The organism is Paenibacillus sp. V4I5 (assembly GCF_030817255.1).
GTDB lineage: Bacteria > Bacillota > Bacilli > Paenibacillales > NBRC-103111 > Paenibacillus_E.
On the sequence record NZ_JAUSZB010000002.1, the window covers coordinates 6419934 to 6436298 of the forward strand.

General features: G+C 43.9%; 14 protein-coding genes. 12 read left to right on the forward strand and 2 right to left on the reverse strand.

Features of this window, described 5'->3' with window-relative positions; all coding sequences use genetic code 11:
* Positions 1-30 precede the first annotated feature (30 nt).
* The 10 genes from alaS to QFZ78_RS31530 all read left to right on the forward strand — a co-directional run bounded on the left by alaS (position 31) and on the right by QFZ78_RS31530 (position 11897).
* On the forward strand, positions 31-2658 hold the full coding sequence (alaS, locus tag QFZ78_RS31485; RefSeq protein WP_307553282.1) for an alanine--tRNA ligase: 2628 nt from the start codon (positions 31-33) through the stop codon (positions 2656-2658).
* 112 nt (positions 2659-2770) lie between these two features.
* Positions 2771-3031: an IreB family regulatory phosphoprotein gene (locus QFZ78_RS31490; RefSeq protein WP_028555746.1), complete on the forward strand. Its 261-nt coding sequence runs from the start codon at positions 2771-2773 to the stop codon at positions 3029-3031.
* A gap of 18 nt (positions 3032-3049) precedes the next feature.
* Positions 3050-3466, forward strand: coding sequence for a Holliday junction resolvase RuvX (gene ruvX / locus QFZ78_RS31495; RefSeq protein WP_171644688.1), 417 nt, complete (start codon positions 3050-3052; stop codon positions 3464-3466).
* A gap of 6 nt (positions 3467-3472) precedes the next feature.
* Positions 3473-3781 (forward strand): DUF1292 domain-containing protein, encoded by a 309-nt coding sequence (locus QFZ78_RS31500; protein ID WP_307553283.1) that lies wholly within the window; start codon positions 3473-3475, stop codon positions 3779-3781.
* On the forward strand, positions 3778-4080 hold the full coding sequence (locus tag QFZ78_RS31505; RefSeq protein WP_307553284.1) for a DUF1292 domain-containing protein: 303 nt from the start codon (positions 3778-3780) through the stop codon (positions 4078-4080). Before QFZ78_RS31500 ends, QFZ78_RS31505 begins: the two co-directional genes overlap by 4 nt.
* 114 nt (positions 4081-4194) lie before the next feature.
* Complete coding sequence (gene mltG / locus QFZ78_RS31510) at positions 4195-5292, forward strand: endolytic transglycosylase MltG (protein WP_307555969.1); 1098 nt, start codon at positions 4195-4197, stop codon at positions 5290-5292.
* Positions 5293-5338: 46 nt separating this feature from the next.
* A complete protein-coding gene (locus tag QFZ78_RS31515) occupies positions 5339-6268 on the forward strand; it encodes a peptidase U32 family protein (RefSeq protein ID WP_307553285.1) in 930 nt (309 codons plus the stop codon).
* 26 nt (positions 6269-6294) lie between these two features.
* Complete coding sequence (locus QFZ78_RS31520) at positions 6295-7578, forward strand: peptidase U32 family protein (protein ID WP_307555971.1); 1284 nt, start codon at positions 6295-6297, stop codon at positions 7576-7578.
* 187 nt (positions 7579-7765) lie between these two features.
* The gene (locus QFZ78_RS31525; RefSeq protein WP_307553286.1) at positions 7766-9931 is read left to right on the forward strand and encodes a methyl-accepting chemotaxis protein; all 2166 of its coding nucleotides are present in this window, start codon (positions 7766-7768) and stop codon (positions 9929-9931) included.
* A gap of 151 nt (positions 9932-10082) precedes the next feature.
* Positions 10083-11897 (forward strand): peptidoglycan D,D-transpeptidase FtsI family protein, encoded by a 1815-nt coding sequence (locus QFZ78_RS31530; protein ID WP_307553287.1) that lies wholly within the window; start codon positions 10083-10085, stop codon positions 11895-11897.
* Here the strand turns inward: QFZ78_RS31530 and QFZ78_RS31535 are convergent.
* Entirely contained in the window at positions 11883-13097 is a 1215-nt protein-coding gene (locus QFZ78_RS31535; protein ID WP_307555973.1) for an ATP-binding protein, read from the reverse strand. The genes QFZ78_RS31530 and QFZ78_RS31535 overlap by 15 nt on opposite strands.
* 297 nt (positions 13098-13394) lie before the next feature.
* Between QFZ78_RS31535 and QFZ78_RS31540 the strand changes: the two genes are divergently transcribed.
* Positions 13395-14219, forward strand: a complete 825-nt coding sequence (locus QFZ78_RS31540) for a lipoate--protein ligase family protein (RefSeq protein ID WP_307553288.1) — start codon at positions 13395-13397, stop codon at positions 14217-14219.
* A 57-nt stretch (positions 14220-14276) separates the two neighbouring features.
* Here QFZ78_RS31540 and QFZ78_RS31545 read toward each other — a convergent pair whose 3' ends face one another.
* Positions 14277-15008, reverse strand: a complete 732-nt coding sequence (locus tag QFZ78_RS31545; protein WP_307553289.1) for an alpha/beta hydrolase — start codon at positions 15006-15008, stop codon at positions 14277-14279.
* Between the two features lie 265 nt (positions 15009-15273).
* Between QFZ78_RS31545 and pdhA the strand changes: the two genes are divergently transcribed.
* The gene (gene pdhA / locus QFZ78_RS31550; protein ID WP_307553290.1) at positions 15274-16356 is read left to right on the forward strand and encodes a pyruvate dehydrogenase (acetyl-transferring) E1 component subunit alpha; all 1083 of its coding nucleotides are present in this window, start codon (positions 15274-15276) and stop codon (positions 16354-16356) included.
* Positions 16357-16365: the final 9 nt, after the last annotated feature.

A 16365-nucleotide genomic window follows, 5' to 3' on the forward strand; every position in this document is an offset into this window, starting at 1 on the left:
ACAATTGATAAATATGGAGGCTTGAAAAAGATGAAAGCAAGTGAAATACGTTCCAAGTGGTTGCAATTCTTTGCAAGTAAAGGGCATAAGATAGAGCCAAGTTCATCGCTCGTCCCACATAATGACCCCTCACTCTTGTGGATTAATGCGGGGATTGCTCCTTTAAAGCCGTATTTGGATGGACGCGAAATTCCAGAAAATCCACGGATTACGAATGCCCAGAAATGTATTCGTACGAATGATATTGAAAATGTAGGTAAAACACGCAGACATCATACGTTCTTTGAGATGCTGGGGAATTTCTCCATCGGAGACTATTTTAAAAAAGAAGTCATTCCATGGGCTTGGGAGTTTTTGACTGATCCGCAATGGATCGGCTTTGATCCGAATCGTATTTCTGTCACTGTGCATGAAGATGATGAGGAAGCTTTTGAAATTTGGAACAAACAAATTGGTATACCCGAAGATCGTATTTATAAGCTCAAAGAAGATAATTTCTGGGATATTGGCGAGGGTCCATGTGGTCCTTGTACAGAGATTTTCTATGATCGCGGTGATAAATACGGTGATTTGTCTGATCCGGAATGCTGGCCAGGTGGGGAAAATGAGCGTTTCCTAGAAGTATGGAACCTTGTATTTACGCAATTCAACCATAATAAGGACGGCAGCTATACACCGCTCCCTAACAAAAATATTGATACCGGTGCAGGATTAGAACGTTTTGCTTCGATTCTGCAAGATGTAGACTCAAACTTTGACACGGATTTGTTTAAGCCGATTATTGATAAAACATGTGAGCTTACGGGTGTGAAATATCATGTGAACGATGAGCACGATGTTGCACTCAAAGTCATCGCTGACCATATCCGCACAGTTGCTTTCTCCGTTGGTGATGGTGTGCTGCCTTCTAATGAAGGCCGCGGTTATGTTATCCGCCGTTTGCTGCGCCGCGCTGTACGATACGGCAAAGTACTTGGTCTTGATAAGCCATTCCTTCATAAGCTGGTACCAACCGTTGGAGAAATAATGGGCGTTTACTACACGGAAGTTGTAGATAAACGAGAATTTATCGAAAAGGTCATCCGAACCGAAGAGGAGCGTTTCCATGAAACGTTAAGTGATGGCTTGATCATTCTGGCCGAGATGGTAGAAAAGACACGTCAAGCGGGGACGAATCAGATCAGCGGACCGGATGCTTTCAAGCTGTATGATACGTATGGCTTCCCCTTCGATTTGACCGAAGATTTTGCTTCTGAGAAGGGTTTAACGGTTGACCGCGCAGGGTTTGATACTTCCATGCAGGAACAACGTGACCGTGCTAGAGCGGCCAGTCATAAAGAAGGCGGCATGAAGGTACAAGGCGGACCGTTGTCTGATTTGACGATTAAAAGCGAATTTGTTGGATATAATGAATTGGTAGTTACTGCTAGTATTGTGGCGATCGTTCACGAGAATGAACTCGTAGACATTGTCGGAGTTGGTGAGACTTGTCAGGTCGTATTGGATCGGACTCCTTTCTATGCTGAAAGCGGCGGTCAGGTAAGTGACTATGGTATAATTCGAAGTAACCAAGTGTCATTGAAGGTTGAAGATGTTATCAAAGCGCCTCATGGTCAGCACGTTCACAAAGTTCTTGTTGTGTCGGGTGTACTTCGCAAAGGTGATTCGGTAGAAGCTATTGTTGCAGCTGCGGAGCGTGGGGACATCATTAAGAACCATACAGCTACACATTTGCTGCACAAAGCGCTTAAGGAAGTACTTGGAACGCATGTTAACCAAGCGGGGTCTTTGGTTGAACCTGACCGTTTACGGTTTGACTTCTCGCATTTCGGAAGCATTAGCAGCGAAGAACTGCAGGATGTGGAACAGCGTGTGAACCGTCAAATTTGGAACAACACGAATGTGGATATTTCACTCAAAGCAATCGCTGACGCGAAAGCAATGGGAGCTATGGCATTGTTCGGTGAGAAATATGGTGATATCGTGCGCGTTGTGCAAGTGGGCGATTACAGCTTAGAGCTGTGCGGCGGTTGCCACGTTCAGAATACAGGTCAAATTGGCTTATTCAAGATCGTCAGCGAGTCCGGTATCGGTTCAGGTGTTCGTCGGATCGAAGCGGTCTCTGGCCGCAGTGCGTATGAATACCTTGATCAACAGTTACAACTATTGAAAGAATCCGCGGGCTTGCTCAAATCAAATGTTCAAGATGTACCTAAACGTGTGGAAGCTACGCTTCAGCAAGTGAAGGAACTGACACGTGAAAACGAGTCACTGCGCAGCAAACTTGGGCGAATCGAAGCGGGTTCACTTACAGACCAAGTGAAGCAAATAGCAGGGGTTTCGGTGTTGGCTGCACAAGTCAACGCAGCAGATATGGATTCGCTTCGCAATATTGTGGATGAGATGAAGACGAAGCTCGGTTCCGCTGTTATCGTACTCGGCGCTGTTGCTGATGACAAAGTCAATTTGGTAGCTGCTGTAACGCCAGATCTTGTGGCTAAAGGCTTCCACGCTGGCAAAATCATTAAAGAAGTGGCTCAAGCTGTTGGAGGTAGCGGAGGCGGTCGTCCGGATATGGCGCAAGCAGGTGGTAAGGATGCATCCAAATTGCAAGCTGCATTGTCCGGAGTTGAAGGACTTCTTTCCCAATTTGCATAATTATTTTTCTGTGGGACAGGAATTTTTAAACCCATAGAGAATATAACCAGTATACATGGATTGGTTTTCAAATATTTTACAATGGTATCACAAGGAAAGTGAGGTGCTCCTGATGAGTTCCATGGATAAAACGATGAAGTTTAACGTAAAAGCAGAAGAAATTGAGACTTCGCCGAAAGACGTGTTATTAGCGGTGTACGATGCTCTTCAGGAAAAAGGGTATAATCCGATCAACCAGATTGTCGGGTACTTGCTTTCCGGAGATCCTGCCTATATTCCACGGCATAACAATGCTCGGAGCCTCATTCGTAAACGGGAACGGGACGAACTCATTGAAGAATTAGTTCGTGCTTATCTGGGTCAACACAAATAGAAGGAAAAGAGAACCGGCATGAGATGGATAGGTTTGGATTATGGGGACAAAACGATTGGTGTAGCGATGAGCGATGAGCTTGGTTGGACGGCTCAAGGGCTTGAAGTCATACATCGTCGGAAGCCTGGGGAAGACATCGCTCGGCTGGAGGCTATTGTCAAACAGTATGGTGTTACTCAAATAGTGGTAGGCTTACCCAAAAATATGAATAATACAATAGGGCCACGCGGTGAGCTTGCTATCGCATTTTCACAAGAATTAGAGCAAAAACTAAGTGTACCTGTACACTTGTGGGATGAGCGGTTAACGACCGTAGCTGCGACACGCACACTTCTTGAAGCTGATGTGAGTCGGAAGAAACGCAAGCTGGTTATTGATAAAATGGCCGCACAGCTCATCCTGCAAGGTTACATGGATGCCAATATGAAGAGGTGAACGAACATGTCCAAAGAAGAATTGCGTGAGGAACAACCAGAAATCATTTACATCCCGGACGATGAAGGCAACGAAGAAGAGTTCGAGGTTATCATGAAATTCGAAGTGGACGGTTCTGACAAGAAGTATATGATGGTCGTGCCTACTGACGGCGGAGATGAAGAATCTGATGAAGTGTACGCATTTCGCTATGAAGAGGATGAGGACGGCGAGGATTTGAAGCTGTTCACCATCGAAGATGAAGAAGAATGGAATATTGTTGAAGAAACATTCAATACCTTAATGGCAGAATTCGATGAGGAAGAAGAAGCATGAGCATGAGTACGACGCCTTCTGACTTATTGCGCAAAACTTACGGGGATGATATTATTTTGTTTGATGAGCAAAATGAATCAACGGTGTATCATCTTCTTAAAGAATTCGTTTATGGAAATTATACGTATGCTGTTCTGCAATCTGATGAACTCAAGAAGGAAGACGAGGTTGCTGTTTTCCGAGTGACGACAGATAGTGACGGACAGTATGAATTGGAAACCATCGAGGATGACGAGGAATGGGAAATCGTTTCAGAGCTCTACGACGAGATGGTATTTCCAGAACAGGATGAATTGTAAGAAGCATACAACCGAGCGGAGCGCATCCGCTCGTTTTTGTTTGCTTTGGGGTATAGAAATGCTTACGAACTCAGTTTTCTTACGAAAATTCTTAGGAGGATTATTGTGAACAACATGCTTGAACAAGAGAATGAACAGAATAAGCCTAGAAGAAGTAAGCTTAAGCTCATCCTTCTTGTCTTTGGACTATTGCTGCTTATTATCATTGGAACTGCAGGCGGCATCGGATTGTATATTGCGAATGCGCTCCAGCCTGTAGAGGCTTCAGAGCAAGAAGTAAGAGTTTCAATTCCACAAGGCGCAGGGTCTTTACAGATCGCCAAGGAGCTTGAAACGAAGGGACTTATTAAAAATTCTTCGGTTTTTACGTATTATTTAAAGGTGAAGAAACAGGGCTCCAGACTTCAAGCAGGCGAGTACAGTATGAAGCCGGGCATGACATTCGAAGAAATGATCAATAAACTGAATAAAGGGGAGACTGTGAAGGAAGAGGTCATCCGTATTACAATCCCTGAGGGCTATACCATTGATCAAATTGCAGCCAAATTAAATGAGCAGACTCCTTGGAAAAAGGAAGTTTTTCTACAGTTGGCGGATGCGCCTGCTGGGCTCAAAGGGGAAACGATCGCAACGCTTCCTGATAATAAAAGCATCAAACATCGTCTCGAAGGGTATCTGTTCCCAGAAACATACGAGTTTAAGAAGGACTCCACGGAACAAGAGTTCATTGAGCGAACACTGCAGGAGCTGGATAAGAAGCTGGCGACACTTCCATCAGACTGGAAGGACAAGCTCAAGGAGCGCGGACTTGACATCCACCAGATGTTGACCATTGCATCTTTAATTGAACGTGAAGTGGTTGTAAATGAAGAGCGTGCACTTGTATCCGGCGTTATCCAGAACCGGTTAAAGAAGAATATGCCTCTTCAAATTGATGCAACCGTGCAATATTTATTCGATAAGTCCAAAGAGAGATTGCTGGAGAAGGATCTTCAAATACAAAGTCCTTATAACACGTATTTGAATACAGGTTTACCACCGGGACCGATCGCGAGTCCGAGTCTTGCCTCGATGAAAGCAGCTATTTATCCGGAAGAGACGAAGTATTTATTCTACGTAACTAAGAAGGATGGGACCAAAGGGCATTTGTTCGCAGAAACTTTTGAAGAGCATAAGAAGAATATTACAGAAAGCAAGAAGGTCGCGAATTAGTAGTTCGAACTTATGATAGTAAGCTGATAGAAGGTAGGGTAAGCAATTGAAAAAACCAGAGTTAGTAGTAAGCTGCAGCACTGTGGCAGAACTGAAAAGATTGATCGAAGCAGGCGCAGATGCGGTTATTATTGGCGAAGCGCGCTACGGCATGCGCCTGCCGGGAGAAGTGAAACTTGAAGAGATACAGGAAGCTGTGTCCTGGGCACATGAACAGAAGGCTAGTGTATATGTAGCTGTAAACAATATTTTCGACAATAATGCCCTTGAAGGGCTGCATGATTATTTAGCCAAATTACAGGAATACGGTGTGGATGCAATCATTTTCGGCGATCCAGCGGTACTCATGACTGCCCGTAATTTACCTAAGCCGCTAACACTGCACTGGAATGCAGAGATGACATCAACCAATTACGCGACTGCGAATTATTGGGCTAAGCAAGGAGCTACCCGTGTGGTCCTAGCTAGAGAATTGAATATGGAGCAGGTTTTGGCTTTTAAAGAGCATGCGGAGTTGGCTGTTGAAGTTCAAGTACATGGCATCACCAATATATATCATTCTAAGCGTGAGTTAGTGAAGAATTATATCGAGCACCAAGGGAAAGATGCAGCTGAGCAGGATCGTTCCATGGAGCGAGGGCTTTTCCTCATTGAGCATGAACGCCGTGATCAGCGTTATCCTATATACGAAGATAGTAATGGCACGCACATTATGAGTTCTGAAGATATATGTATGTTGGAAAATTTACCTGAGCTTATGGACGGTCAAATAGATAGCTTGAAAATCGAAGGTCTTTTGAAATCTTCTCTTTATAACGAAACAGTAGTGAGAAGCTATCGGGCTGTCATTGATGCTTATGCAGCTGATCCTGAAGGATATATCTTTCAACAGGAATGGTTGGATGCGATAGTTAAGCTGCAAGATCCTGAACGCGAATTGTCATATGGGTTTTTCTACAAAGAACAGGTATATTGATAGATGAAAGAAGGTGCGTTATCGTGATGACGACAGCCATAGAAGCCCGAGCTAGAGGAAAGCGTGTTAGGCTTAACAAGCCGGAATTACTGGCTCCAGCAGGCAATTTAGAGAAGCTGAAATTTGCGATCCATTACGGAGCGGATGCGGTTTACATCGGTGGCCAGAAGTATGGTCTCCGTTCCAACGCGGATAACTTTTCGCAGGAGGAAATGCGCGAAGCCGTAGAGTTTGCCAATCAATATGGGGCAAAAGTATTCGTAGCAACGAATATTTATGCTCATAATGAGGATATAGAAGGCCTTGATGATTATTTGAGAGGACTTCAAGAGGTTGGGATCTCTGCTATTATTGCAGCTGATCCAATTATTATGGAGACGTGCAGAAGAGTAGCTCCTAAGTTGGAAGTTCATGTGAGCACACAGCAATCCGTTATGAACTGGCAAACCGTGAAGTTCTGGAAAGACCAGGGTATTGAACGAGTTGTTCTTGCCCGCGAAGTCAGCATGGAAGAAATCGATCAGATTAAAGCTCATGTCGATGTAGAGATTGAAGCTTTCATACATGGGGCAATGTGCAGCTCGTACTCGGGCCGATGTGTGCTTTCTAATCATTTCACGGATCGAGATTCCAATCGCGGCGGCTGCTCGCAATCATGCCGTTGGAAGTACGATTTATTTGCCAAGGATCAACCACTCTCTGCTCCTTTGGCTACGGATTTGCCGATGTTTGGCGAGGAAGATGATGCTTTCACAATGGGCTCGAAGGATCTGAGCATGATTGAACATATTGCAGAGATGATCGAATCTGGCGTAGACAGCTTCAAGATTGAGGGCAGGATGAAGAGCATTCATTATGTGGCTACGGTTGTTAATGCCTACCGCCAAGCCATTGATGCCTACTTTGCCGATCCAGAGCATTTCGAGGTCAACCCTTTGTGGCAGGATGAAATATATAAAGCAGCAAACCGACCTTTGAACTCCGGCTTCTTCTATGAGGCGCCAGGGCATGAGGATCATATTTTTGAGCCAGAAGATAAAGTGGTTGGATATGATTTTGTTGGTCTGGTTATGGGGTATGATGCTGAATCGGGCACGGCGCTCATACAGCAAAGAAATCATTTCAAGACTGGCCAAGAAATTGAATTTTTTGGACCGGATGGTACGCATTTTAAGCAAAAGGTTGGGGTCATAAGAAATGAAGATGGCTTAGAATTAGATGCAGCTAGACATCCACTTCAAATGATCAAATTACAAACGGATAAAGCTGTAAAAAAATGGGATATGATGCGTAAGAAAACAGGAAAATAAGTTCATGGAAACTTTCTTCAAACTCGAGTAAATTGGAGAAAGTTTCTTTTTTTATTTATTTTAGATCGGATTTTGAAGGATAATGGTAAAGTGTGTCGAAATTATTTAAAAACGTAAAGTGAACCCTTTACATTCTAGTTCAAAAGTCTGGTATATGCAGGAAGTAGAAACTAATGGCGGTGAACAAATGAATCAGAAACTTCAAAGTATTTTAGACAAAGTAGTTCAAGCAATTCGTAATGTTCCATGGGGTCGTATTGTAGGTGTGGCAAGCAACAAATCTAAGCAAATGGGTTCGATCGCTTTTAAAGAAATGAAGCAAGTCAAGGTAGAAAATCCTGTGAAATCCGTAGGTATGAAGCTGTTTTTAATGTTTTTTGTAAGTATTCTTTTTTTCGTCCTTACTGTGGGTTTGATTTCTTACACGGTATCGAAAAATGTGATTAAGAACAAAGTGTCTGAATCCAGTCTTCAAACCGTAACACAGGCGGGGCAAAAACTAGATTTTCTTTATCAAACTTTTGATGAAGTATCTCTACAAATTATGCTTAACAAGGATCTGCAGGATTTGCTTGGGTCAATTCCTACGTTAGATCCATCCTCCTACGAAGCTCTTGATGTTACTCGTCAATTGACGGAGAAATTGAATGTGGTGACTTTCTCGAACAAAGCAATTAAAACGCTTCATCTTTACAGACCTGATGGTAAATTGATCGTTATCACAGGTTCAGGCGGTTCGTCATTTAGCGAGAATTCAAGCGGAAATGATTGGTTTAATAAGACTGTTGAGAACGGTGGAAAAGTGGCTTGGTTAGATAGTAAAGTCAAAGGGTATTCCAGCGGCTCGTCCAATACATTTGCTATTGGTCGAGTGATGAGAAATACACTTACGAATACCACATCAGCCATTCTTCTGATAGAGCTTAATACAGATTTACTCACTAAAGAGATTACTGGGATGTCATTAGGTGATGATAGTAAGGTTGTCATTACGAATACAGAAAACAAATACATAGCTAATAAAGAAATCTCGGAATTAGAAAAAGATTCTGACGTCAAATTGACGAAAGAACAATTAGAAGAAGAACACGGCTCTTTTATAACGAGCGATGATCACTTGGTAGCCTATTATAAATCGTCCATATCCGGTTGGAATCTTGTTGGTGATATACCTGTGAGCGCTCTTGTGAAGGATGCTAAGCAAATCTTCAATTATACGCTTCTAATCGCCTTGTTTGCGGCTATTGCCGCTGTGCTAATCGGATTATTCGTAGCTAGAATGATCGGACGTCCTCTGATTAATCTACGTAACCTGATGCAGCAAGGTGCTAAAGGGAAACTTACGGTGCGTGCTAACTACAAAACACAAGATGAAATAGGACAACTAGGTGCCAGCTTTGATGTGATGATGCAGCAGATTACAACCTTGGTTCAACAAACCAGCTCTTCTGCTCAAGCTGTTTTCGAAACCGCACAAGAATTAACGAATTCCTCGAAGGTAACGGCTACAGCTGCAAGAGAAATTGCAGTCGCGACGGATGAGATTTCCAATGGTGCCGGAGGATTGGCAACGGAGTCTGAGAGAGGCAATGAGTTAACTTATCATATTGGCGAGCAAATGAAGCAGGTAATCGAAGCCAACCTCGAGATGGGAACGGCTGCTGCGGATGTTCAAAGCTCCAGTGAGCAAGGTACGAAGTATATGACGGAACTTATTTCAAAAACGAACCTGACAGAAGAAATGATTCGCTCGATGGTTGATAAAGTCGATAATTTGAAGGACAGTACCCGTTCTATTCGTAAAATCTTGGATGTTCTTAATAATATGACGAAGCAAACGAATATTTTGTCTTTAAATGCGACAATTGAGGCCGCACGTGCTGGTGCAGCTGGTAAAGGCTTCATGGTGGTTGCAGATGAGATTCGTAAACTAGCGGATCAATCCAGACAATCCATTGATGTCGTAGGTCAAATTACAGAAACCATCACGAAAGAAATCGATGAGACGGTGAAAGTGCTTTCAACGGCAACACCCATTTTCCAAGAACAAATATTAGCTGTAAAAGAAGCCGACACCATCTTCAAACAAGTAACGAATCACATGGGTGGATTCATTACACAGCTAAGCACGGTAAGTGATTCGATCTCCACACTGGAGCAATCACAAGTTGTACTTTCCGATGCAATGACGAATGTCAGCGCGGTAGCTGAGGAATCCCTAGCTACATCGGAAGAAGTTGCTTCATTGAGTTCAGAACAACTTAGTATCAGTGACGGTTTAGTTAAACTGTCGGACAAGCTGGATCAGCTGTCCAAATCGCTTAACGACACTTTATCCAAATTCGAAGTTTAGTATCATAGAATACGCAGTCCACTCTCCAATTAGGAGGGTGGATTTTTTCTGTTTTATTGAGCATTAACGTGGATCGGACAGTTTGACCATGATCAGGAATGACGATACTGAAAGCAACACTAGTCATTGTTAGTTAAAAGGAGTCAGTAGCATGAGGATTAAACAATTATCGTCTTCTGAAAAACGTCGAATCTTTCTTGTTCTCCTCACGATCTTACTTTTGTTTATAGGGATCGTTGGCAAGCTTTTTTGGATACAAATAGCGACAACGGAAAACTATTCCTCACGAGGAGTTAATTTGGTCAAAAACTCGGTCGTACAGAGGCAACGGGCACTAGTGCTGGAAAGCGGGCGAGGGGAAATCTTAGATCGTGATCTATTGCCCATGACGGGAAAAATGATTAAAGCCCTTGTGGCATTTCCTATAAATAGCGAATACCATGGTGAGCCGCAACAAGTAAATCAATTGGCCCGGATTTTGCGGACGAATACAGATCATTGGCTTGCTTTCTCTGGTGATTTGAAAGAGCCGCAAGTGTGGCGCACTGCTGAGGGAGGGAAGCCTGTAGAGTTAAGCGATCAGCAGGAGGAGCAAATTAATGCTCTCGGCTTACCTTATTTGAAAGTCGTGAAGATGGAGGATCGCTATCCATCAGGCATGACAGCGCGTCAATTGATTGGGTTTATTGGGCAAAATCCGGATAGAGTGATGAGTATCTACGGTGCTGATCTGGAGAAAGGAAAGGTTGCGCTAACCTCGAAAATCGGAGGTGCTGGACTGGAGAAAACGTTCGATCTGTGGCTTCGAGGCGTTGGTGAGACGTCAATCTCTTATTTTACGGACGCAGGAAAAAGACCGTTAGCTGGTCTAGATGCCCGAATGATTGCACCGGATAATACCTTCTATCCCGTCAAATTAGTGACGACACTGGATTTAAGCGTGCAGCAGCGAATTGAGATCCTTATGGATAAGCTAAATATACGCGAAGGTGCGGCTGTTGTTCAGGAAGTGGCACAAGGAGATATCATCGCGATGGCGAGCAGACCCAACTTTGATCAGACAGAAGTCGATCTCGCTAGCAATAACTGGAGTAATTATGCGCTCAAGGCGACGGCGCCTGGCTCGATTTTCAAAACAATTGTAGCCGCAGCAGCGTTGGATAAAGGGATCGTCGATCCCAAAGAAACTTTCAATTGTGAAGGTGCGCTTGGGAAATATGGCTTTACGTGCTGGAGAAGAGATGGACACGGGCCTTTAACTTTAGAGCAGGGCTTTGCGCAATCCTGTAATATTGTGTTTGCCCGAGTGATGCAGCGACTGACGCCTGCTGAGTTGGAAAGCTATGCACATAAGCTTGGTGTATTGAATGAAGTGGGCTGGACGGGGAAGACAGACGATGAGCAAATGCTCCGTCAATTGGATACAGAAGAGAACGGACAGCTATTTGGGGCCCATACTCCACATAATGACGAGGGAGTGCTTATGCAAACAGCCATTGGTCAAAGAGATGTCAGGATGACCCCTTTACAGGCGTCTAATATGATTGTTACCTTGCTGAATGGTGGGAAGGGTTATTCACCAAGAGTAGTTCAAGAAATTCGGTATCAAACGGATCGTGTGATGGAGAAATTTCCTGTTCAATTATTAGATTCCGAGGCGGGGCGGGTTTCTGCAGCGACCAGTCATACATTAGTAAACTGGATGAGAGAAGTGGTAACCGTTGGAACGGGACAAGGCTTAGAGGATGCGAAGTGGAAGCTGGCTGGGAAATCCGGTACGGCACAAATCGAGAATGGCAAGCAAGAAAAGGTGAATCAGTGGTTTATTGGTTATGGCCCTGTTGAATCACCGAAATATGCCGTTTCTGTTGTCATTAAGAACATGGAGCCTGCTGAGAGCAATAAGTCCATCCCTTTATTCAAAGGGATTATGGATATTTTGGCAAGTGACTCAAACGGTAGGTAATGAAATCGTGAAGCAAGTTCCCTGGTCTGGCTGGCTTGTTACTTCTATGAGCCCGCCAAATGTTTTGATGATTCTATAGGAGACCATCATGCCAAGCCCGGTGCCTTTATTTTTCGTAGAGTAGAAGGGCGTTCCGAGACGGTTCACCTGCTCAGGAGTCATACCAATACCGGTATCTTTAATTTGTAAAATAACTTTAGCGCTTTTCTTGAAGCCAGTTATTAACAGAGTGCCTCCGCTAGGCATAGCCTCGATGCCGTTTTTCGTTAAATTAACTAGGCATTGAATCATTTTTTCGCTGTTGGCTTTAATCAGAAGAGAAGACTCCATGTCAATATGAATTTCTACACCGCTCATTGACGCGTAAGGATTTATGAGATTGCTTATTTTGTGAGACAAAGTGGAAACATCCAACTCTTCGAGCTTCTCGGCTTGCGGCTTAGCGAAAGATAAGTAGTCGGAAATAATACTTTGGGCTCGGTCAATTTCTTCAATTACCATAGTGGTATAGAGCTTCTTTTTCTCTTCAGTAACTTGAGACTGGCTGAGTATTTGCATAAAGCCGCGGGCAACTGTCATAGGGTTGCGAATTTCGTGGGCAACCGAAGCAGCTAGTTCACTTAATACATTCAGCTTCTCTGAACGCTGGACTTCTTGGCGCATCGCAATATTTTCTCGGATACGAACAATTAAATAGGTTATCAGCCACATCGTCAGCATGTGAACAATACAGAACAGTAAGCCGTATAGCAGAAAGCTTCTATCTACGGATACATTCGAATCGATGCGATATAGCATCGTCATGCAGAAAGTAGCTAGAGCGCTAATAAAAGCCAGAAGACTGGGAAACATCACTTTGGGGGTTCGGTACTTCCAATTGCTTAGGGCAATGAAAGCCAGGATGAAGGGTACGAGCAGAGCCGACAAGGAAACAATCCATAAAAAGTCGGAACCATCCATGTAGTAGGTATAGGCTATTATTACTGCGGAGACCGTAAGTCCTGAACGTATGCCACTGTAAAGGAAAGCAACTAGTACAGGAATCGTGCGCAGATCAAAGTTGTTGCCTGTTATCGTGAAAAAAGGATGGGACATGCAAAATATGGCTGCTAATGAATAAATAGGCAAGATAAATGCTCTATTTGAAGGATTAAAGCTGATGGGACCGGGCCGATCTAGCCATAAAATATGACATAGCATAATGGGGAGAGTTAAAACAAGTATATTGAGTAGTAAGTCGTCAAATACATTCAATGATCTCGCCTACTTAATTGAAAAATTTGGGTTTATTTTTTATTTCGACAGAAAACTTGAAATTCCTTTGATTTCTTTCCAAAATTTTGATGTTTTTTGACAAGTTCTGACGGAAATTTTGCTGTAATCCATTTTTCAAGCAAAATGTTCCTCTTTCCGTACATGCTTTTTATTGCAGCTTAAGTTTGTATCGCTTACAATTCTGTACATGGATTCAAATTGTAGGCTCAGGAGATTAAGCAAATGATGACTTTAGAACTACCAGCTTCAATGGTTATTCTTGATCGATCCGGTGAAACCGCAACGCAACCTATTCTATATGCATTTGCTCTGGAAGAACTTTTATGCCGAGCAATAGGGAAAGCAGCACCACCGATTCTTCACATATGGAGGCACCCGCGAGCCTTTGTAATGGGACAGAGAGATAGTCGCCTACCGAAAGCGGCAGAAGCTAACGAATGGTTGCTAAGTCAAGGCTATGATACGGCTGTAAGGAACTCTGGGGGTGCAGCGGTGCCTCTCGATTTGGGCGTCGTGAATGTATCCCTGTTGTTACCAAAAAACGCAGGGGACATGGAGCATCGCAAGGATTTCGATCTGATGGTAGCTTTGATAAGAGATGTCATGAGCGCAATTACGAACCGTATCGATCAGGGGGAAGTGATGGGTTCATTTTGTCCGGGGGAATTCGATTTAAGTGTCGGTGGACGCAAGTTTTGCGGTATAGCACAACGCAGACAACAGCTTGCCTTATCGGTTCAAGCGTTCATAATCGTGGAAGGTCAAGGTGAAGCAAAAGCAACTTTGGCCAGAGGCTTTTACGAACGCGCGGCGGGCTCAGCATCACCAAACGACTATCCGGTAGTGGCGCCGGGGAGTATGGCGAGTTTATCGGAATGCTTACAAATAGAGTTAAGTGCAACGCGTTTCACGGACAATTTCGTACAAGTGATGGCTTCCAAAGGTGTGAAAGTGCAGAGTCCTAGGGATATCCCGGGCTATCCGAGTGAAGATGAGTTATTGGGTATGATGGAGCTTTTGAAGCAGCGTTATGCGATTAAAGAATAAATAAAAGCGGCCCAACTTCACGTCAGGAGACGGAAAGTGGACCGCTTTTTACCGTTATCATGCTAGAAAATAATGCAGAGCCGCGTCCAACTCTCCTTGCCAAAATCCCCATAAATGTTTGCCAGGCTTCTCGATATAATGCAGGGCGACATTTTTATTTTCCATCTCAGCTTTGGCCAGTCGGTTTTCTCTTACGAAATCAAAAGTCCCTCGTTCCGTTTTTACATCTGTTTCATCCAAGCCAATTAGCATATACAGCTCTAGCCAGGACAAGTCGTCCTCCGCTTTGATACGTTCTCTGGTAATGTCGAAAAATGCGCCCGATAAGGATATAACACGGCAAAAAAGGCTAGGATAATCTAAGGCGAGATGCAAGGACACGGTCCCCCCAAGGGAATCACCCGCCACAATGCGTTCGTTCCGTTCGGATCGAATCGGATATCGGCTTTCTACATAAGGGAGGAGTTCCTCTGCAAAAAAACGGCAGTACGCGTCATGGCGTTCACCCTCAGGCGCATATTCCGAAGTGCGGTTACGATTATTCACATCAACACCGACAACAATGGCGGGCTCCAAGCCTTCATCCAGAATACAGCGAGTGATCGTAGTCGCAATTCGGCCGAAATTAAAGAATTGTTCACCATCTTGGCAATAAATGACCGGATAGGAGAGCAGTTCATTGTAACCGGGAGGGAGATAAATTCGCAGGGAGCGATTTTCTCCGAGAAGGACAGAGGTGAGTTCATCTTTCACAATTGTTCTTTTATAAAAGCGAGAGTCATCCGACATGGTTGTGCTCCTTTAAATTTCTCTTTGGACCTAATTTGGTGCAGCAAGTGTAAGCTTGTCGTTTAGAGGGTAATGTGTATTATAGCAGTTGTAAATTTTATGTTAACTGTATTATATATTTTCGGGAACTGTACTATTCACTCCGGTGAAAAAAGGTCATATAGCACAGGGATGCTGGTGTACAATTCACAAAAACAGGTTTATAATAATACTATAACAGAAGTGAAGCTAGCAGGCATCAAAATCATATAAGAGGTGAAATGGTATGAGTAAGCCACTTGTCAGCCAAGCGAATTATGAAGTGACCACAGAGAAGGTTGAGCCTTTACAGGTTCTAGCTCCAGACGGCACCATTGTTAATTCCGACAAAATGCCTAAACTTAGTGACGACCAATTGAAAGAATTAATGAGAAGAATGGTATTCACCCGCGTATGGGACGAAAGAGCAGTTAATCTTGGTCGCCAAGGACGTCTTGGTTTCTATGCTCCGGTATCCGGACAAGAAGCTTCGATGATCGGTAGTGAGTTTGCATTAAATAAAGACGATTTCATTTGCCCGGGTTACCGTGATATGCCACAACTCGTTTGGCACGGACTTCCGCTTTATCAAGCGTTTTTGTATTCCCGTGGCCATCAGCATGGCGGACAAATTCCGCAGGATGTACACGTACTTATGCCGCAAATCATCATCGGAGCTCAAATTTTACATGCTACCGGTGTGGCTATGGCATTCAAGAAACGTAACCAACCGCGTGTAGCGATTACCTACACAGGCGACGGAGGAAGCTCCGAAGGCGATTTCTACGAAGGCATGAACTTTGCAGGAGCATTCAAGCTGCCTGTCATTTATTTTGTACAAAACAACGGTTACGCAATTACGACTCCTTATTCGAAGCAAACAGCTGCGCTTTCTGTTGCGCATAAAGCAATTGCTGCCGGTATCAAAGGCGTGCAAGTTGACGGAATGGACGTATTGGCTGTTGTTCAAGCGGTTACCGAAGCTGCTGAAAGAGGACGCAGAGGCGAAGGCGCTACGTTGATTGAAGCATTAACCTACCGTTACCGTCCGCATTCCTTGGCGGATGACACGACGAAATATCGGACCAAAGATGAAGAGAGCGACTGGGAGCCTAAGGATCCACTTACGCGTATGCGTCTGTTCTTGACTAAAAAAGGTCTCTGGAGCGAAGAAGAAGAAGCTCAAGTGAAAGAAGAAGCGAAAGCAACTGTTGCTGAACATATCAAAAAAGCGGAAGAAACAGAGAAAATGACTGTTCCAGGCCTAATTGACTCTATGTTCGAAGTAACACCGGCACATCTCGAAGAACAGAAGCAAGCGTTTAAATAAATTAGGCTT